Source organism: uncultured Nonlabens sp. (assembly GCF_947495285.1).
In the GTDB taxonomy this organism is placed as follows: Bacteria; Bacteroidota; Bacteroidia; order Flavobacteriales; family Flavobacteriaceae; genus Nonlabens.
Genome location: NZ_CANLXZ010000025.1, coordinates 1 through 19,279, shown reverse-complemented (window position 1 = coordinate 19,279; position 19,279 = coordinate 1). Strand labels below are relative to the sequence as shown.

The following is a 19,279-nucleotide window of genomic DNA, read 5'->3' as shown; positions in this document are numbered from 1 at the left end:
TTTTAGAGGTTTTTGGGAATGGGAAAGTTAAGAAAAATTAAGAAACCTTTTTCTGATTTTAAAATGATAGGTTTTTGTTTTGATCTTGAAATCGAGATAGGAATACTTATGGACGTACGATTTATTCAAATATTTATTTCAGTATGTTTTGTGGCAGTACCATTCTTAAAATCTCATTAAAAATCATACCTTTGTATCTTATCAAAATCACGACTTGAAACTTAACCCTAAAGATATAGAAACGGCTCAACTTCACGGCATTATGCTAGGAGCTGTACAACCGCGACCTATTGCTTTTGCAAGTACGGTAGATGAAAATGGAAAGGTAAATTTGTCACCGTATTCCTTTTTTAATGTGTTCAGTGCAAATCCACCTGTAATGATATTTTCTCCTGCGAGACGTGTGAGAAACAATACGGTAAAACATACGTTGCTTAATGCAAGAGTTACTGGTGAGGTGGTGATTAACATTGTAAATTATGACATCGTACAGCAAATGTCTTTATCGAGTACCGAGTATGCTGAAGGTGTAAATGAATTTAAAAAGTCGGGACTTACTGAGTTAAAAAGTGACCTAGTTGCACCACCACGTGTAGCAGAAAGTCCGGTACAATTTGAGTGTAAAGTAAAAGAAATCGTAGAGCTGGGGCAGGAAGGAGGCGCTGGTAACCTGATCATATGTGAGGTGGTTATGGTGCACGTAAATGACAAGGTTCTAGATGGAGATAATAAAATAGACCCATTTAAAATAGATACAGTGGCAAGAATGGGTGGTAACTGGTACTGCCGTTCTAAGGACGCAATGTTTGAGGTGGCAAAACCGTTATCTAAATTAGGTGTAGGTGTTGACGCATTACCTGATCATGCTAGGAACAGTGATATTCTAACAGGAAACGATCTAGGTAAACTAGGAAATATTGAAATCGTACCAGAGCAGGAAGAAGTGGTAGCTTTTGCAAAAGCAGAACAACTATTCAACCTTTCTACAACAGAAAAACATAAAAAAGCAAAAGAGCTTATCGCTAAAGGAGAAATTCTAACAGCGTGGAAATATTTATTACAATAGAGAGAATATGGAAGTACAAGGAAAAATTAAAATAATAGGAGAGACTAAAACATTCGGTGCAAATGGTTTCCAGAAACGTGAATTAGTAGTAACTACTGAAGAGCAATACCCACAGCACTTAATGATCGAGTTTGTACAGGATAAAACAAACTTATTAGACACTTTTAATGTAGGTGAGCCGGTAAAAGTGGGTATCAACTTAAGAGGTCGTGAGTGGCAGTCCCCACAAGGTGAGACTAAATACTTTAACTCTATCGCAGGATGGAGAATTGAAAAAGTAGGAGCGCAAGCACCAGCTGGAGCACCAGAGGTACCACCATTTGATGAGTATGAGCCAGTCTCTAACTCAAAGAATGAAGATCATGATGATTTACCTTTCTAGGTAATCACCATATTAAAATACTTAAAAAAGCAGCAGGTTTACTTGCTGCTTTTTTTGTTTTTATAAATTTTACCCTATGCTCCACCTCAAACGCACCACTTCAGAAAATAAAGATTTCCAGTCCTTAGTAAAACTACTCGATTCTTTTCTTGCTATAACTGATGGTGATGAGCATGATTTCTACAACCAATTCAATAAAATTGAAGGTTTACAACATGTGCTAGTCGCTTACCTAGATGATACAGCGGTAGGTTGTGGTGCCATTAGAAAATACGACGAGCAAACTATGGAAGTAAAAAGAATGTTTACCACGGCACAAAGTCGCAGTAATGGCGTCGCTTCTCAAGTTCTAAAAGAGCTGGAAAAATGGTCCCTAGAACTAGGGTATGAGAAATGTGTTCTAGAGACAGGAACAAGGCAACAGGAAGCAATTGCTCTTTATAAGAAAAATGACTATCAACTTATTCCTTGTTATGGACAGTATTTGAAGGTTGAGAATAGTTTGTGTTTTGAGAAAATACTATAACCTGCTAGGCTATAAAGCAATAAAAATACATATTATCTCAAAATCGGGATCTATTAATTTAGAAGGTCAGTCTTCAAAAAGCCTCAAAAAAACAATGATGAAAGTAAATTTAATTTGAAGACCATTCAAATAGTGTTAATTTTGAAGTCTGTCCCTAACTTAAACCGTTATCTATCTTGTATTTACTTGATCATTCTTTAATATTCCCTAATCCTAGTGATGCTCCAGATCATGGACTTGCTGCTATAGGTGGTGATTTAAGTTTAGAACGATTGTTACTTGCTTACCGTTCTGGATTTTTTCCTTGGTATAATGATGGAGAACCTATTTGCTGGTGGAGTCCTGATCCTAGAATGGTTTTTGATTTGACTTCTTATACTCCTATGCGTATTACTAAATCTATGCGCCAGAGCAAGCGCAACCGAGGCTATGAGATAAGAGAAAACACTTGTTTTAAAGAAGTCATGCAGCATTGTGGTAAAATAAAACGCAATGGTCAAGATGGCACGTGGATTAATGAAAATATGTTACAGGCTTATCAAAATCTTCATGAGCTAGGACACGCAAAAAGCATAGAAGTTTTTAAAGACAACCAGCTCGTAGGTGGACTTTATGGCATGGACCTACCAGATAGGGGCGTTTTTTGTGGAGAAAGCATGTTTACACTTGCTACTGACGCTAGTAAAATTGCATTTATGTATCTAGTAGAAAAGCTACAAACTCTTAATTACAAGCTTATCGATGCTCAGGTTTATAACGATCATTTAGATAGTCTAGGTGGTATAGAGATGGATCGAGAAGTCTTTTTGAGTTATTTGAGGTAATAAAACTATTTAATTAATTGCTGGATAATCGTTATTTTAAAACGGTTACCAACTGAAAAACATACTATAATATAGGTAGGTAAAATTAACATGAGCCTAATTAATTTGCTTATGCTAGGTTTTATTTTGTATATAATATTTATTAACTAAATAGGAATAGGATTAAAAGCTCTTCATTAGAAATAGAATTTTGAAAAGGGCTCATTAAATGCTAAAGAACAACGTTAACCGCTATAAACGTTGCTGTATTCTTTACCTTATTTTATACTTTATCTATTCTTGAAAGCAACTCAAAGATCAAAAAAAAGATATTTGATCCTATTTTTATTTAAATTTGGTAATAAATTCCAAGATTTAAAAATGCCAATCGTTGTGTGTCGGCGGTAAAGTCTTCAAACCTATATTGTGCTATTAACTGCAGTTTTAATTTTTCATTCAGTTTTCTACCTAGTCCTAAGGAAAATCGCTGGTCATAGGCAGGGCGATAGTGATTTTTTGCAATGAAAACCGTTTCTAGGCTTGCTGTTATATAAAACTCTGATGAATTAGTCGCAAAACCATTTAACGGTATCGAGCCAGAAAGTCGGTAACGCCAGCGATGTGTTACTTGATCATCTCGCAACCTTTGATCCCATCGCAGACGTTGTGCTACTTTTAAAGCGTTGTATTTTCTCGCGTAAACAAATTGCTCTGTAAAACGTACCTCTTCTGGTCGGTCTTTATCAAAAAGCTCTCGGTACATAATTCCCACACCTATTTGAGAATAAAAACCTATATCATAACTAGCATACTGTGTTGCCTGAATATGTAAGGCCTCAAAACCATCTTGTGTACCACTGCGTTGTGCCACAGCTGTATTAAAACTCCATCTAGTCTTAGCATTCCAGGATACGTTTATGCTAGGCTGGAATATCACATCATCTACCGTTTGCGAGATAGCAGTAGCTGGTAACAGCAGAATTATAAGGATTCTAAAACAATAAGAAATCATATTCTAGCCTTTTTACATCTCGCAAACTTATCAAATTACCTTTTTTATCAAAGAGCATTTCTTTGCGGTAAATCGTGCGCTTATCCTTAAATGCCACGATCAACTCATAGTTATCAATCTTGTTATTTGATATGTTCTCTTTAATTTGAGTGGTGGTTTTATGCTTTGCTAAATACTGTTCTTGAATCTTTTCAATAAGGTATTTACGCGCCATAGTATCTAGAACAGATTCTATGTTTAAAAGAGCTTCTTTAGATATTTTTCTTTTGTGAGTGTCTATTTCTACATCTTCTAGTATTCCATTTTCATTAAATTCAATACTATATTTTTTACCACGGTATCTCAGCTTTGCTTCATAGCTTACCTTCTCACCATCTGTCTCCCGATAGTATCTTACTTTTTTACGAGCATAACCTATTTCTACGACCGCTTTTTCCATACTTTTTGGAATAAGGTCTAGAGTTATTTTCTCCTCTTTTTCTATTTTTTCTGTGGATTGAGCTTTTGTAAATTCAGCTTTCGCGAAAGCGAGAACCATAAAAATCAACATGTGTTTATACCTCATCATACCTAAAACAATTTACCTCATGATCGTTTACCATGCCAGTCGCCTGCATGAATGCGTACATTATGGTAGAACCGACAAATTTGAATCCGCGTTTTTTGAGATCTTTAGAAATCTGGTCTGACAGCGATGTGTTTGCTGGTGCTTTTTTATAATTTTGTACTGCGTTTTTAATAGGTTTACCGTCCACGTAGGCCCAAATGTATTTAGAAAAACTACCGTACTCTTTTTGGATCTCCATAAACAGCTGTGCGTTATTAATAATGGATTTTACCTTTAATTTATTGCGTATAATTCCAGGGTTTTGAAGCAGCTCATCCTGTTTTGCCTGGTCATAAGTAGCTATTTTTTCTATATCAAATTGATCTAGGGCATCAAAATAATTATCTCGTTTTTTAAGAATTGTTATCCAGCTTAAACCTGCCTGCATGGTTTCTAAAATTAAGAATTCAAATAGCGTCTGGTCGTCATAAACTGGAGTACCCCATTCCTTATCATGATAAGATTCATAAATATCATCGCCCAGGCACCAGCCACATTTATGTTTTTCCATTTTAATGAAGTTGAGATAATTGAAAAAATAATTGATAAGCAAAATACCATAACGGCCCGACAATTAGTGTGAACAGTAGTGATTTTGCATTATTCATTTTGAGCAAGAATTTAAATACTAAAAAGCAAATGCCGAGTAAAAAATAAAACGACAGTATACTGATTAATGAGCCTAATATGAACGTTTTTTGAAGATCCATCATAATTATTTATTCAAATTTAGGGATTCTAGACAGTTCCCATTAAGAATAACGATTCTATCTTTATCTTTACTACCTATGAAACAGGTTTTATTACTTCTATCTTTTATTTTATTCTCTAGTTGTGCGACTCAAAAAGCCATTAATCCTATTGATGTAGAACGATCTCTAGATGCCTGGCATGAGGCCGCAGCACAAGCAGATTATAAAAAATATTTTAACCTCATGACAACAGATGCTGTTTTCATAGGAACCGATGCTACAGAAAACTGGCAGTTTGAAGATTTTAAAGCGTTTTCAAAACCTTATTTTGATAGAGGAAAAGCCTGGTCTTTTGTTCCATTAGAGCGTCATGTATACTCACAGAATGGTATCGTTTACTTTGATGAATTATTAGATACTCAAATGGGAATATGTCGTGGTAGCGGTGTTATGAAAATGGACGGTGGTAAGTGGAAAATCGCTCACTATGTACTTTCCATCGCTGTGCCTAATAAACATGTATCTTCTCTTACAGCAATGAAAAAACAATGGGATACAGGGTATATTAATAAACTGCGCGCTCAATAAAACACTTACTCTTCTTTACTATTACAAGTCTCTTATTATGAAAAAACTACTCCTACTACTAACCTTTATTTTATCAATTACAGCAATAGCTCAAAAAAAGGCCATTACTCATGCCGATTATGACCTCTGGAAGCGTATTTCTAAAACTGAAATCTCGCCCGACGGTAATCTAGTTGCTATAAGTGTTGTTACTACAACTGGTGCTGGTGATGGTTATATAGAAATACACAATCTTGAAAAAAATACGAAGCATGTTTTTTTTAATGGTATAAGACCGCAAATAAGTGCCGATCAAAAATTTATTTATTTTCTTCAAAAACCAGCATACCAAAAACTGAGAAAACAAAAGAAAAAGGAGATTGATAAAAATAAGCAATCAAAAAATACCTTTATGGTTTATGAGGTGGCGTCTGGAACTATAGTAGACTCTATACAAAGAGTAAAAAGCTACAGCGCAAGTGATAAACGTAATGACTTTTTAATATTAGAGAAATTTAAAGACCTCAAACCAGAAAAGAAAAAAGATACAGCTGCTGTAAAAGAAGAAAAAGCACCTTTAAACGAAACTAAAAGAGAGAGAAAACGCCGCTTAAAAAAAGAACAAGAAGAGCTTTCAAAAAAGCTTAAAGAGCTCAAGAAAGAAGAGCCTGAAGAGAAAAAGGCAGACTTTACTAAGGAAGATTATCTTATCGTCTACCAGCCATTTTCTAAAGCAAAAGATAGTATCGATAGTTTTAAAGAATATGAAATGCCAGAGGAAGGAACTGGTTTTATCTATTCTAGAGAACAAGGCAAAAAGAAAAAAGATTATGGAGTTTACTATTATGATCTCTCTACTAGAACATCTACACCACTTATAGAAAATGCATGGAGATATAAAGATCTCGCTATAGATAAATATGGGAGACAACTGGCTTATAAGGTTGCACTAGATAGCGCCGCTACAGACTCGCTAAAGTTCGAATTATACTATCAAAAAGACTTTAAATCTTATACCAGACAGTTAGGGTATGGTGACGGTAATATTAAAAAAGGCTGGAAATTAACTGAAAAGAGAAAAGCAGTATTCTCAGAAAGTGGAAAACGCCTTCTATTTTATATTCAACCTAAAATAGAATACACCATAGACACCACTCTTATGGAGGACGAGATAGCACAAGTAGATGTATGGAACTATAAAGACCGCATGACACAACCAGAGCAAAAAACACGTCTGTCTAGTATAGAAAATAAATCTGCAACCGTAGTATGGAATACAGAAAATGGCACCGCGCAATTTCTTAATGATTATGAAATGGGTAATACAGACTGGGATAATGATCTAGATGGCACTTATGTTATTTATGCAAATAATGATAAATATGATATAGCTAGATCATGGGAATATCCATGGAGATCTGACTATCTAGTAGAAAATTTAAAAACACGTAGTAAAAAATTCATTATTAATAGTTCTGGTAGTTACCCTATTAGAAATCCAGAAAATACGCACGTGATTTATTTTAATTTTGACACGCAAGACTGGCATATGATGAATTTAGAAACCCAAATAGGTAAAAACCTAACTAAGTTTCTAAAAGTAAGCTTTGCAAATGAAGATGACGACCATCCTGCACTAGCAAATGCCCATGGCTTTGGAGGTTTTGATAAAGACGGTTTTGCGCTGGTATATGATAAGTACGACGTCTGGAGACTCGATGTAAATGGTGTTTTACCACCAGTAAACCTTACTAAAACAGGTCGTCAAAACAAAATTACTTACCGAACAGAAAACCTGGATCGAGAACATCGCAATCTAGTGAGCTATTTTAATAACAAATTATTGCTCGCATCATTTGACCATCGCACAAAGGCAAATTCTATAATGACGCTAGGTGCAAATGGTATCGAGCCTCTTTACGAGGTAAGTGATCGTAATGTTACCGCTTTCGCGAAAGCGGAAAACTCAAACACTTTATTAGTAGTATCTCGTAATTTTACAGATTATCCAGATGTGGAATACGTTAACACTCAGGTTAAAAAAACACTCACAGATATAAATCCGCAACAGGAGGATTTTAAATGGGGAACTGCAGAATTATTTAAGTGGAATGCATATGATGGCGTGCCGTTAGAAGGGTTGATCTATAAGCCAGAAGATTTTGATCCAAAGAAGAAGTATCCTATGATCGTTTATTTCTATGAGAAATATTCTGATAGATTACACGATTATAAATCTCCATTACCTAGTGCAAGTATTGTTAATTTTCCTTATCTAACTAGTAATGATTATATCGTTTTTGTGCCAGATATAGTTTATAAAGATGGACACCCAGGACAAAGTGCTTATAACTGTATAGTTTCTGGAACTGAAGCTGTAGAGAGATTAGGCTATGTAGATTCTAACAAAATGGCGCTACAAGGACAAAGTTGGGGCGGTTATCAAACCGCATATCTAGTTACTAGAACTAATAAATATGCTGCAGCTATGGCTGGAGCGCCAGTTTCAAATATGACTAGTGCTTATGGAGGTATACGCTGGGGAAGCGGTTTAAGTAGAGCATTTCAATATGAAAAGACGCAAACCAGAATAGGTAAAAATCTATGGGACGGACTAGATCTATATATAGAAAACTCTCCATTATTTCATATCCCTAAAATAGAAACACCTTTATTAATGATGCATAATGATGCAGACGGTGCGGTGCCATACTATCAAGGTATAGAGATGTTTATGGGTATGCGCAGGTTAGGAAAACCATCATGGCTACTAGTTTATAATAACGAGGCACACAACCTACGTAAGATGAAAAACAAAAGAGACCTATCGGTAAGAATGATGCAATTCTTTGATCATTATCTCAAAGATGCAGAAGAGCCTGTATGGATGCAAAAAGGCTTATCTAGAGATAAAAAAGGTAAGCAAAATGGGTATTAATAAATTGAGGTAGATAAATATTGCGCTGGAGTAATTAGGGTACGTGATACTTATGTCATGTGTTTTGATTGTTTGGTTATGAAATCGTGATACATGGTAATTACATTGCGCTAACAGCAATTTGAATTGCCATGATTAAGAAGGTTTATATTAAAAACCTACTTGTCATGAATAAAAGTATGATCATATCATGGAAATGAATCTAAAATATAACTTTATGCAGCGCATACATTCTTTACTGGTTTTGTTACTATCATGTGCTTTTATCTCTGTGCTTCATGCTCAAGTAGGTATTAACACAAATACGCCTGACCAAAGTTCTATACTAGATGTTACTTCTTTAAATAAAGGAGTCCTTATCCCCAGGATATCTCTCACTGGCTCTCAAGACCTTACTACCATTACTCTCAAAGTAGGTGAAACTAAACCTGCAACTGGTTTATTAATTTATAATACAGCTACTACCGTTAATGGTGTAGATAGAGTGTCCCCAGGTTTCTATTATTATGAAGGTACAAAATGGGCTAGATTACACGACGAAGGCTACCGTCTAGAGTTTATACAAACTGCAGAAATGTTAACTGCCAATAATCCGAATACTTTCATTGCTTTACCTGGTCTGGACACAGGAATTATTAGATTTCCTTATGCAGGTATTTATAAGATTTCAGGTAATGGGTATTATTCTGCAGGTCCACAAACTGGTAATGGAGATGGAGTTTCTATAGGCTCACTTGCATTAGAAATGGAGGTAAATGGAACGCCTACAATAGTTAAGGAACGTTTTGTATCTGCCGTATCACTTGATTTAGGAAGCAATACTCGTTTTGACACTTTAGGACAGCAAGTTTCGTACACTTTTAACTTTGAAGCAAATAGTACGGACAGTTATCGATTCACTGCAAAAGGTAGAGAATGGAATGCTTACAATACATCTACAACAGGTTATTTTGGCAGAGATTCTGATGGGTTTACAAGGTCCAATCAACAGAATAACGCATTTAGAGGCTCTCTAATTATCACCTTAATAGAACAATTTTAAAGTTATGAATAAATTACTACTTATCACCTTCAGTCTTATCACTATTCTTATAAATAGTTCTTACTTAAATGCTCAAGTAGGAGTAAATACTAATAGTGTAGATCCTAGTGCAGTGCTAGAAGTTAGCTCTACAGACAAAGGTATTCTTATACCTCGAGTAGCATTAGTCGCCTCAGATAATATAGTCACTCCTATAACTAATCCTGCGGCAGGACTTTTTGTTTTTAACACTTCTAGATCTAACGCTTCTATTTTAAACAGTGTCTCTCCTGGATATTATTATTTTAATGGTATGAGATGGAAACGTATTTTTAATAATGGATTTACTCTAGAATTTAAACAAACTGCAGAGCTTATGGGCGTAGTAAGTTCACAAGCATTACCTGTTCCTGGTCTCGATACTGGAAGATTTACAGTACCATTTAAGGGTACTTATCAAATTAGTGTTACTTGTTATTATACAGCAGGTGATCCTATAAACGATTCTGACGCAGCGTGTCAGGGAGATTTTAGACTCTACCAGGTAGAAGATGATAATAGCCGTACTTTCTTAGAAATGGCATATACTATGTCAGAATCTAAATTTATTCCAGATGCACCTAGTGAATTCAATAATCTAGGGAATCAATTTACATTAATTCGTAATATTGACCTAGAAGCAAACACTAGTTATCAATTCTTAGTAGCCGGAAGTCAGTGGCTATGTCACAATACAAATGTGAGTTATTTTGGAAAAGACACAAGCAATTATGAAGGTTCTAATGGGGTAAGTGAAGGTCAGTATGGCGAATTAACTATATCTCTAGTAGAGCAAAAGTAATCACATCAACAAACTTAAATTATGAAATCAAATTATATATACTTTTGTGTTTTTATCATTTTATTCTCATTTATATCTAATGGGCAAGTGGGTATAGCTACTTCTACGTTAGATGCAGGAGCTATTTTTCAAGTTGATAGCAGTGACAAAGGGGTTTTAATTCCTCGTATTAATTTAACATCTACCCTAGACCAAGAAACCATAGTAGCTCCTGCTACAGGGCTCATGATATATAATACCAGTACTGTTACCGTAAACGGTAATGATACGTCAGTAACTCCAGGGCTTTATTATTGGGATGGCAATAAATGGACTCGTATATTTACTCAAGGCTGGAGCAGGCAGTTTACTCAAACATCCCAAAATGAAGTAAATACATTAGGAGATATACCTATTAATGGGTTGGATCAGAATATAACAGTACCATCTTCAGGTATTTATAGAGTTTCTGTGACTTCTTATTTTGGTGCTGCCCAAGTGCGAGATACCGATCAATTTGATGAAAATGTAGCAACTGCTTCTATACGTCTAGAAATAGACGGTGTCACTATTGCTGAAAAGCTTATTCCTACGTTTTCAAAATTTGTAGACGATACGGCTACTGGAGGCGATGGGTCCATCAATTTCTTTGCTTTATCTAGGCAGGCTGTATTTCATAAAGATGTAGAGCTTATTGCTGGGCAGAATTATAACTTTAATGTAATCGGTAGGTTATGGGACTGGTCTAACGTAAATCCAGCAGTAGGTGGTTTTACTTATTTTGGGTTAGACACCTCGCTATATGCTCGTAATCCTGGACTGACCGACGATGCTTCTCGTACTAAGCTTACAATCAACCTTGTGCGACAGTACTAAGATGGTTAACAATAATTATTAATAAAATAGATTCAAACGCCTCATTAAATATAACTACCATTAAAGTTTTGAAGATTAATAATTCAAAGGTTTTATATCAAAACGTTATGGATTTGTGGTATTCGAGCGTTATATTGCATTTTTGAAATTTTCTCCATATGAAACACTTTATTGTCTTATTAGCATTTGCTATCGGCTCATTTACTACTGCTCAATTAGGAACCGATGCTCCGTGGATGCAAGATTTAATGTTGCGTAAAACTGCGTCACAACCTACCTATCAAGAAATAAAAGAAGCAGGAAACGCTTACTGGTCAATACATGACAAAGATGCAAAAGGTAGTGGTTACAAACCCTTCATGCGTTGGGTAGATAAATCTATAGCGTTTGTAAAGGCAGATGGTACTCTTCAAACACCTCAAGACTTACAAAACGAGATAAATAAAAATGTATTTAAAAACAGTCAGGTAGATAATTCAAATTGGGTTCCTGCTGGTCCATTTACTTATACAGAAGCTGGCTCGTGGTCACCTGGTCAGGGTCGTGTAAATACCGTTGTTGTAGACCCTAATAATCCAGATATTTATTATTTAGGCTCACCTGGTGGTGGTGCCTGGAAATCTATGGATGCTGGAGCAACCTGGAGTCCCATCACAGACTTTTTAACTGAAATAGGCGCTAGCGCAATTGCCGTAGATCCGAATAATTCTAATATAGTTTACGTAGGAACCGGAGATGACGATGGTGGCGATACAGAAAGTATCGGACTTTTAAAATCTACAGATGCAGGTGCTACTTTTAACCCAACAGGACTGGTATTTAGAAGAGGTGGAGATATAAGCGAGGTTTATATAGACCCTACTAATAGCAACACTATTTACGTCTCTTCCAGTAATGGTTTTTTTAAATCTAACGATGGTGGAGCAAATTTTACTAGAACCTTAAATGAAAATGTTAAGGATATTAAACTAAAACCTGGTAGTCCCAATACCATTTACCTTTCTACAATAAGTTCATTTCATATATCTAGCAATGGTGGTGATACCTGGACACAAATAACTTCTGGACTTCCTTTTAATCAAGGTAGATCGGTAATAGGTGTTACACCAGCAAATCCTGATTATGTGTATCTACTCATTATAGATACTAATGCTGACCTAGTAGGCGTCTATAGATCTGGAAATAGTGGTAGTACGTTTACAAGAAGAGACACAGGCAACATAGATATTTTAGAAAGTAATCAAGGATGGTTTGATCTAGCGTTAGAAGTGTCACCTACTAATGCAGAAACTATTTATACCGGATGTCTTAATATATGGAAATCTACCTCTGGAGGCTCTTTATTTTCTAAAATAAATAGCTGGAATAATAGCGGGCAAGCTAGTTATACTCATGCAGACATACATCAGATAAGACAATTTAACGATGAGTTATTTGTACTCTCTGATGGAGGTATCTATAGAAGTAGAAATGACGGTGGTAGCTTTAGTGATTTAACGTCTGGTGCTCAAATAGGACAGTTTTACAGAGTTGCAGTAAGCAAACAGTCTAGTGCAGACATTGCTGGAGGATTACAAGATAATGGTGGTTTTACTAGAAGTGCAAATGCCTGGACTAATTACTATGGGGCAGATGGTATGGAGGCAGGTATAGATCCTAATAACCCTCAAATACGATATGGTTTTACACAACGTGGCGGTGGTTTATACATATCTACTAACGGTGGAGCTAGCTTAACAACCAGTGTAAATGGCCCAGAACAAGGCAACTGGATTACCCCTCTAAAAACAGATAGTAGAGGAACTATTTATGCTGGGTATTCTAGTTTATATAAAATATCAGGTGGAGCTTTTACAGCAGTTTCTCCATCATTCGGCAACAATATTGATGTGTTAGAGATAGATCCTAATAATGATAATAACATCTTAGTAGGTATAGATCAAAACTTGTATTTGAGTACTAATGCTGGTTCTACTTTTTCTTTGGTATCAAATTTTATTAATGACATTACTGCTATTGAGGTAAATTTAAATGACAGTTCTATAATTTATGTAGCTACTAGTTTTTCTAACGGTCGTGTATTTAAAAGTAATAATCAAGGTCGTACCTTTATAGATATTACAAGCAACCTTCCTAACCTGGGTAAAAATACTCTTGCACACCAAGGTTCTAGTATAGACCAGCCTTTATATGTAGGTACTACAGTAGGTGTTTATAAATATGATGAGTCCTTAGACTCTTGGGAACCCTATTCAAATAACTTACCTAATGTAAATATAAGAGATCTAGAGATCAACATAAATGATAATACTCTTACCGCAGCAACATACGGTAGAGGCGTATGGCAATCTTCTATACAACAAGCGGCACCTAATTCTGACATCCAGTTAGTAGAAATACAAAATAATGGAGGTGACATTTCTTGCGGTGTAGATGACCTTATGGTAGTTGTAAAAAACAGAGGCCTTAATGACATTAATTCAATAGACATAAATTATACCATTGATCGTGGAGCTACTATAACACAACAAATACAGCTTTCTATTGCTTCTCAAGAACAGGCCTCTATAGCCTTATCAGGTATTAACTTAAATCCGGGCATGCATGCTATTAATATAACTGTAAATACACCTAACGATTTTTTTATCAATAACAATAATCAATCTATTGAGATATTAAGTAATTCTACTGGAGCAATAAACGACCTACATCAATTTGAAAATAGAGAGTTTCTAGTTTCTAATTCTGGTAGCGCTTCTTCCTTATGGGAACGAGGTACTGCAACAGGAGCTGTTCTAAATACCATAACAGCAGGGTCTTCTAATGTTTATGGGACTAATCTTTCTGGACAATACGGTAATGAGTCCACGAGCTATTTATATTCAGGATGCTATGATTTAACTGGTATTCAAAATCCTGTGCTTTCTTTTGATCTAGCATATGATCTAGAAAACAACTGGGATTTACTTTATATGGAATACTCAACAGATGGCGGTAACAACTGGAATATCTTAGGAAGTGCAAACAGCCCTAACTGGTATAACTCTAGTAGATTTCCAGATTCTAGCAACTGTTTTAATTGTGTTGGATCGCAATGGACCGGCACCTCAGTAACCTTAAATAATTATGATATATCATTGAATTTTCTAATAAATTCTCCTCAAGTAGTATTTAGATATGTCCTTAGAACAGACCAGTCAGTAACTGGTGAAGGTGCTGTAATTGATAATTTTGTAATCAATGGAATTTTGAGTAACGATGCTACATCTATAGAAGACATGTTCTCTATATATCCTAATCCATCGTCAGGTATTTTTAACATTAGCTGGAATAACGCACAAGAATTTGATTACGATGTTTACGATGTAAGTGGTAAAAAAATTACCTCGCATAAAAACAATAGTGGCACATCTCATAATATAGACTTATCAGGTGTGGCGTTAGGTATGTACTTTATTAAAATTACTACCACATCTGGCGCAGTAACTAAAAAACTCATGGTAAAATAAATAACATCATCTGTATCTTTTAAAAAGGCTTTTCTATTTAAGAAGAGTCTTTTTTGTTTCCGCTTTCGCGAAAGCGAGAACAACAACCATCTTGATTCATTACCAAATACTTAACAATTAGAAGATATAATTTTGATATTTTACTTTACTAATTTCATTCAAAGGAATTAAAACAACTAAACTTAAAAAAATGAAAATTAAATCCTCTTTACTAATAGCTGCAACAGCTATGGTAACCATGGTGTCGTGTAAAGATGCACCTACAGCTACCGATGTTGAAACAAAATATCAACCTGGCCTAGAGTTAGGGTACATGGATAAAAACGTATCTCCCAAAGACGATTTTTATCGTTTTGTAAATGGAGTGTGGATAGATTCTACAGAAATCCCTGCAGATCAGACCGTATGGGGTGGTTTTAATAAATTAAGAAAAGATACAGATGCAGACGTGCTTGCTATACTAGATAGAGCAATGAACGATAAGGATTTAGATCCTACATCTGACCAGGCAAAGGCGGTTTATGTTTTTCAGAGCATTATGGATAATGACTCTCGTAATAAGGCAGGTTACCAGCCTATAGTACCTTATTTAGAAAAAATAGATGGTATCAATTCATTAGAAGAATTACTTACCGTAAAAGCAGAACTAGGTAAAAAAGGACTGAATGCATTTTTCTCCGTAGGTGTAGGAGCAGATGCTATGGATACTGATATAAATGTAGCACAACTAGGTAATGGTTCTCTAGGTATGGCTCGTGAATATTATGTAGGAGAAGATGCTGACAGTAAAGAGAAACTTGTAAAATACGAAATGCACATCGCTAGAATGCTTGCCATCACTGGTATGGTGCAAGAAGAAGCTACTGCTACTGCAAGTGAAATCGTTGCTTTTGAAAAATCAATGGCTGTGCCTAGATTAGACAAGGTAACTAGAAGAGACCCTAAAAAAACTTATAATCCTATGGCAGTAAGTGGTCTTCAAAAAATTGCTCCTGCTGTAAACTGGAAAACTTATTTCAAAGATGCTGGAATGAAGGAATTTGATAACCTTATTGTAAGTCAGCCAGATTATATTAAGGCATTGAACTCTATGTGGAAAACATCTAACCTAGAGACCATGAAAAAGTACATGAAATGGAGCATGATTAACCATGCTTCTAACATGCTTTCTACAGAATTAGAAGATGCTAACTTTGACTTCTATAGCAAAACAATGCGTGGTGCAAAAGAACAAAAACCTCAGAATGAACGTGCTCTAGCCACTGTAAACGGTACGTTAGGAGAAGCGCTAGGCCAACTATATGTTGATGAAAAATTCCCGCCTGCTGCAAAAACTAAGGCAAAAGAAATGATTGAGTATGTAAAGAAAGCATATGAAGTACGTATCAATGGACTAGAATGGATGAGCCCAGAAACCAAGGCCAAAGCTATCGAGAAGTTAAACGGTATGACCATTAAAATAGGTTATCCTGATACATGGAAAGATTATTCTAAAATGCAAATCAAGAGCCCTAAAGATGGTGGTACTTTATTTGACAACATGCTAGCTGTACAAGAATACAACTACATGGATAACATGAGTAAACTAGGTGAAAAGGTAGATAAATCAGAATGGTTCATGTCTCCACAAACTGTAAATGCTTATTACAATCCTTATTACAACGAGATTGTTTTCCCTGCAGCTATTTTACAACCTCCATTCTATAATTATGAGGCAGACGCTGCTGTAAACTTCGGTGGTATGGGAGCTGTTATAGGTCATGAAATCTCTCATGGTTTTGATGATAGTGGTGCAAAATTTGCAGCAAACGGCAATATGGTTAACTGGTGGACAGAAGGTGACATTAAGCAATTTGAAGAATTGGGTGGTGACCTTGCTGCACAATATAGTGCTATAGAGGTTCTTCCTGGAGTGAACATAAACGGTGCTTATACACTAGGAGAAAACATAGGTGATTTAGGTGGTGTAAATGCTGCTTATGACGGTCTTAATATGTGGTTAGAAGATAAAGGACAAGTTGCAAACATAGATGGTTACACACAACAACAACGTTTCTTTTTAAGCTGGGCAACGGTATGGCGCACAAAGATGAGAGACGAGGCTTTAAAACAACGTATCAAAGGTGACACGCACTCACCTGGTATGTACCGTGGTTATGTACCACTTCAAAATATTCAAGCTTTTTATGACGCTTTTGATATCAAAGAAGAAGATGGAATGTACATCGCACCAGAAGATCGTGTATTGATCTGGTAAGATAAACGTAAAAATTATATTAAGGCTTTCTTAACAGAAAGCCTTTTTTTATACCTAACAGCTATATTTAGCATCTCTTAAATATAAAACATGAAAAATTACATTTTTATTTTAGTGGCAGTTTTTAGTTTCGCTTTCGCCAAAGCGCAATCTAAATCCAACTACGTAAAAGAAAATTACACAAAAACGGTAGAACATATCTCGATGAGAGATGGTGTTAAATTATATACCGTTATCTATGCACCTAAGGATACCTCAAAGCAATATCCTATCATGATGCAACGTACGCCATATAGTGTAAGACCTTATGGAGAAGGTGAGTACAAAACATCTCTAGGACCTAACAAATTCATGATGGAAGAAGGTTACATCTTTGTATATCAAGATGTGCGTGGTAGATGGATGAGTGAAGGAGATTATGACAACATGAGACCACACATACCAGGCAATGATGTAAATAATAAAAAAGACATAGACGAGAGTAGCGATACTTATGACACTATAGACTGGCTGGTAAATAACCTGCCTAACAATAATAAAAAAGTAGGTCAGTGGGGTATTTCTTATCCAGGACACTACACAGCAGCTGCCTTACCAGAAGCTCACCCATCACTAGTAGCATCTTCACCACAAGCACCCATTGCAGACTTTTTCTTTGACGACTTTCATCATATGGGAGCGACATTACAAAGTTATTTAATGGCTTACCCATTATTCGGTTATCAGTCAGAGCCTACCTCAGAGAGCTGGTATAATGATAAATGGGACAAATTACGTGCAGCAGGAAATATGAAAGATAGTTATGATTTTAACATGAAAATAGGACCACTTAAAAATGTTACGGAGAACATATTCCCAGATAACTTCTTCTGGAAGCAAGTCGCAGAGCATCCTAATTATGATAAATTCTGGCAAAAACGTGCTATAATCAATCATTTTGATGACGTTAATCATGCCGTAATGACCGTAGGAGGCTGGTTTGATGCAGAGGATCTTTATGGACCACTCAACATTTATAAAACTATAGAAAGTAAGAACCCTAGTAATAAAAACAACACTATAGTTATGGGGCCATGGAGCCATGGTAACTGGGCAAGAGAACGTGGTAAGCAAATGGTGAATCACATACACTTCGGTGATAGTATTTCTACTTTTTACCAGAAAAATATTGAAACTCCTTTCTTTGAACATCATTTAAAAGGAAAGAAAAACCCACAATTACCAGAAGCATACATGTTTGATACTGGTGCAAAAAAGTGGGATCTATTTACACACTGGCCACCACAACAAGAACAAATTTCTTTTGGATTAGGAAAAAATGGTGAGTTATTGATCAATAAGGCTGGAGATAAAAAACAGGAATTCACTTACACTAGTGACCCTATGAAACCTGTGCCTTTTAGAAGCGAGATTACACCAGTTACATTTACACCTAGAGCATACATGACAGATGACCAGCGTCATGTAGCTAGAAGACCAGATGTGCTTACCTTTCAGACACAGATTTTAGATAACGACATGCGTCTTGCTGGCGAGATAGAAGCAAACCTAGAAGTCATCTTAAATAACATTACAGACGCAGATTTTATAGTAAAAATAATAGATGTTTATCCTGATGACCATGCTGATGAGCCTTATACTCCTAAAAATATCTCTCTAGCAGGTTACCAGCAACTCGTACGTGCAGAAACCTTCAGGGGTAGATTTAGAAACGATTTTTCTAAACCAAAACCTTTTAAAGAAGGAAAGAAAACCAACGTGAACTTTCCTTTACAAGATATCTTACATACCTTTAAAAAAGGACATAGAGTCATGATACAAATTCACAGCACGTGGTTTCCTTACATAGATCGCAACCCTCAGAAATATGTAGATAACATTTTTGAAGCAACAGAAAGTGACTTTACAGTAGGTCAAGTAACTATTCTAGGAAGCAGTAAAGTAACCGTAGGAGAAAATGACGGCATTGAAAAAATGTTACCTAAAATGAAATAGTAAAATGTGATAAAACATCAATAAAAAGCTCCTTAAATCAATCGGATTTAAGGAGCTTTTTTTAGACACATTCATAGAATACATAGTTCTTTGATAAACATTTATTGTGTAGTATCTTTTTAAGAGGTATAATACCATTTTTATTTTGAAAAGTCGTTATTTATAGTTATATTTATGGATGGCAAAACCGAAAGAATTTTTGATAACT

16 protein-coding genes are annotated in these 19,279 nt (G+C 35.6%); 13 read left to right on the top strand and 3 right to left on the bottom strand.

What is annotated here, in order from left to right; translation table 11 throughout:
• The first annotated feature begins 18 nt into the window (after positions 1-18).
• The 5 genes from Q0838_RS10740 (at position 19) to aat (ending at position 2,798) form a co-directional block, all read left to right on the top strand.
• On the top strand, positions 19-180 hold the full coding sequence (locus Q0838_RS10740) for a hypothetical protein (RefSeq protein ID WP_298954697.1): 162 nt from the start codon (positions 19-21) through the stop codon (positions 178-180).
• A 34-nt stretch (positions 181-214) separates the two neighbouring features.
• Complete coding sequence (locus Q0838_RS10735) at positions 215-1,066, top strand: flavin reductase family protein (RefSeq protein WP_298954694.1); 852 nt, start codon at positions 215-217, stop codon at positions 1,064-1,066.
• A 7-nt stretch (positions 1,067-1,073) separates the two neighbouring features.
• The gene (locus Q0838_RS10730) at positions 1,074-1,448 is read left to right on the top strand and encodes a DUF3127 domain-containing protein (RefSeq protein WP_298954692.1); all 375 of its coding nucleotides are present in this window, start codon (positions 1,074-1,076) and stop codon (positions 1,446-1,448) included.
• A 76-nt stretch (positions 1,449-1,524) separates the two neighbouring features.
• Positions 1,525-1,974, top strand: coding sequence for a GNAT family N-acetyltransferase (locus Q0838_RS10725; protein ID WP_298954690.1), 450 nt, complete (start codon positions 1,525-1,527; stop codon positions 1,972-1,974).
• Positions 1,975-2,150: 176 nt separating this feature from the next.
• A complete protein-coding gene (gene aat / locus Q0838_RS10720; RefSeq protein WP_298954688.1) occupies positions 2,151-2,798 on the top strand; it encodes a leucyl/phenylalanyl-tRNA--protein transferase in 648 nt (215 codons plus the stop codon).
• Positions 2,799-3,126: 328 nt separating this feature from the next.
• Here aat and Q0838_RS10715 read toward each other — a convergent pair whose 3' ends face one another.
• Genes Q0838_RS10715 through Q0838_RS10705 form a run of 3 tightly spaced genes read right to left on the bottom strand, consistent with a single transcriptional unit; the run spans position 3,127 to position 4,907 of the window.
• Complete coding sequence (locus tag Q0838_RS10715; protein ID WP_298954685.1) at positions 3,127-3,789, bottom strand: DUF2490 domain-containing protein; 663 nt, start codon at positions 3,787-3,789, stop codon at positions 3,127-3,129.
• Positions 3,770-4,357, bottom strand: a complete 588-nt coding sequence (locus tag Q0838_RS10710; RefSeq protein ID WP_298954683.1) for a hypothetical protein — start codon at positions 4,355-4,357, stop codon at positions 3,770-3,772. The genes Q0838_RS10715 and Q0838_RS10710 overlap by 20 nt, the downstream gene beginning before the upstream one ends.
• On the bottom strand, positions 4,344-4,907 hold the full coding sequence (locus tag Q0838_RS10705) for a DNA-3-methyladenine glycosylase I (RefSeq protein WP_298954680.1): 564 nt from the start codon (positions 4,905-4,907) through the stop codon (positions 4,344-4,346). The genes Q0838_RS10710 and Q0838_RS10705 overlap by 14 nt, the downstream gene beginning before the upstream one ends.
• A 277-nt stretch (positions 4,908-5,184) precedes the next feature.
• Between Q0838_RS10705 and Q0838_RS10700 the strand changes: the two genes are divergently transcribed.
• The 8 genes from Q0838_RS10700 to Q0838_RS10665 all read left to right on the top strand — a co-directional run bounded on the left by Q0838_RS10700 (position 5,185) and on the right by Q0838_RS10665 (position 19,071).
• Complete coding sequence (locus Q0838_RS10700; RefSeq protein WP_298954677.1) at positions 5,185-5,676, top strand: nuclear transport factor 2 family protein; 492 nt, start codon at positions 5,185-5,187, stop codon at positions 5,674-5,676.
• 37 nt (positions 5,677-5,713) lie between these two features.
• A complete protein-coding gene (locus tag Q0838_RS10695) occupies positions 5,714-8,593 on the top strand; it encodes a prolyl oligopeptidase family serine peptidase (protein ID WP_298954674.1) in 2,880 nt (959 codons plus the stop codon).
• A 190-nt stretch (positions 8,594-8,783) separates the two neighbouring features.
• Positions 8,784-9,635: a hypothetical protein gene (locus tag Q0838_RS10690; RefSeq protein WP_298954671.1), complete on the top strand. Its 852-nt coding sequence runs from the start codon at positions 8,784-8,786 to the stop codon at positions 9,633-9,635.
• 4 nt (positions 9,636-9,639) lie between these two features.
• On the top strand, positions 9,640-10,455 hold the full coding sequence (locus tag Q0838_RS10685; RefSeq protein ID WP_298954668.1) for a hypothetical protein: 816 nt from the start codon (positions 9,640-9,642) through the stop codon (positions 10,453-10,455).
• A 21-nt stretch (positions 10,456-10,476) separates the two neighbouring features.
• Positions 10,477-11,310, top strand: a complete 834-nt coding sequence (locus tag Q0838_RS10680; RefSeq protein WP_298954665.1) for a hypothetical protein — start codon at positions 10,477-10,479, stop codon at positions 11,308-11,310.
• A 158-nt stretch (positions 11,311-11,468) separates the two neighbouring features.
• Positions 11,469-14,819, top strand: coding sequence for a T9SS type A sorting domain-containing protein (locus Q0838_RS10675; RefSeq protein ID WP_298954662.1), 3,351 nt, complete (start codon positions 11,469-11,471; stop codon positions 14,817-14,819).
• Positions 14,820-15,009: 190 nt separating this feature from the next.
• The gene (locus tag Q0838_RS10670; RefSeq protein WP_298954659.1) at positions 15,010-17,076 is read left to right on the top strand and encodes a M13 family metallopeptidase; all 2,067 of its coding nucleotides are present in this window, start codon (positions 15,010-15,012) and stop codon (positions 17,074-17,076) included.
• Between the two features lie 90 nt (positions 17,077-17,166).
• Positions 17,167-19,071 carry a CocE/NonD family hydrolase gene (locus Q0838_RS10665; protein ID WP_298954656.1) on the top strand — a complete coding sequence of 635 codons (1,905 nt, stop codon included), beginning with the start codon at positions 17,167-17,169 and terminating at the stop codon, positions 19,069-19,071.
• The last annotated feature ends 208 nt before the right edge of the window (positions 19,072-19,279 follow it).

Bases quoted from the DNA above. Each gene is read 5' to 3' on its own strand.
- Q0838_RS10740 (WP_298954697.1), top strand. From the start codon at position 19: ATGGGAAAGTTAAGAAAAATTAAGAAACCTTTTTCTGATTTTAAAATG.
- Q0838_RS10730 (WP_298954692.1), top strand. From the start codon at position 1,074: ATGGAAGTACAAGGAAAAATTAAAATAATAGGAGAGACTAAAACATTC.
- Q0838_RS10725 (WP_298954690.1), top strand. From the start codon at position 1,525: ATGCTCCACCTCAAACGCACCACTTCAGAAAATAAAGATTTCCAGTCC.
- Q0838_RS10715 (WP_298954685.1), bottom strand. From the start codon at position 3,789: ATGATTTCTTATTGTTTTAGAATCCTTATAATTCTGCTGTTACCAGCT.
- Q0838_RS10710 (WP_298954683.1), bottom strand. From the start codon at position 4,357: ATGATGAGGTATAAACACATGTTGATTTTTATGGTTCTCGCTTTCGCG.
- Q0838_RS10705 (WP_298954680.1), bottom strand. From the start codon at position 4,907: ATGGAAAAACATAAATGTGGCTGGTGCCTGGGCGATGATATTTATGAA.
- Q0838_RS10700 (WP_298954677.1), top strand. From the start codon at position 5,185: ATGAAACAGGTTTTATTACTTCTATCTTTTATTTTATTCTCTAGTTGT.
- Q0838_RS10695 (WP_298954674.1), top strand. From the start codon at position 5,714: ATGAAAAAACTACTCCTACTACTAACCTTTATTTTATCAATTACAGCA.
- Q0838_RS10690 (WP_298954671.1), top strand. From the start codon at position 8,784: ATGGAAATGAATCTAAAATATAACTTTATGCAGCGCATACATTCTTTA.
- Q0838_RS10685 (WP_298954668.1), top strand. From the start codon at position 9,640: ATGAATAAATTACTACTTATCACCTTCAGTCTTATCACTATTCTTATA.
- Q0838_RS10680 (WP_298954665.1), top strand. From the start codon at position 10,477: ATGAAATCAAATTATATATACTTTTGTGTTTTTATCATTTTATTCTCA.
- Q0838_RS10675 (WP_298954662.1), top strand. From the start codon at position 11,469: ATGAAACACTTTATTGTCTTATTAGCATTTGCTATCGGCTCATTTACT.
- Q0838_RS10670 (WP_298954659.1), top strand. From the start codon at position 15,010: ATGAAAATTAAATCCTCTTTACTAATAGCTGCAACAGCTATGGTAACC.
- Q0838_RS10665 (WP_298954656.1), top strand. From the start codon at position 17,167: ATGAAAAATTACATTTTTATTTTAGTGGCAGTTTTTAGTTTCGCTTTC.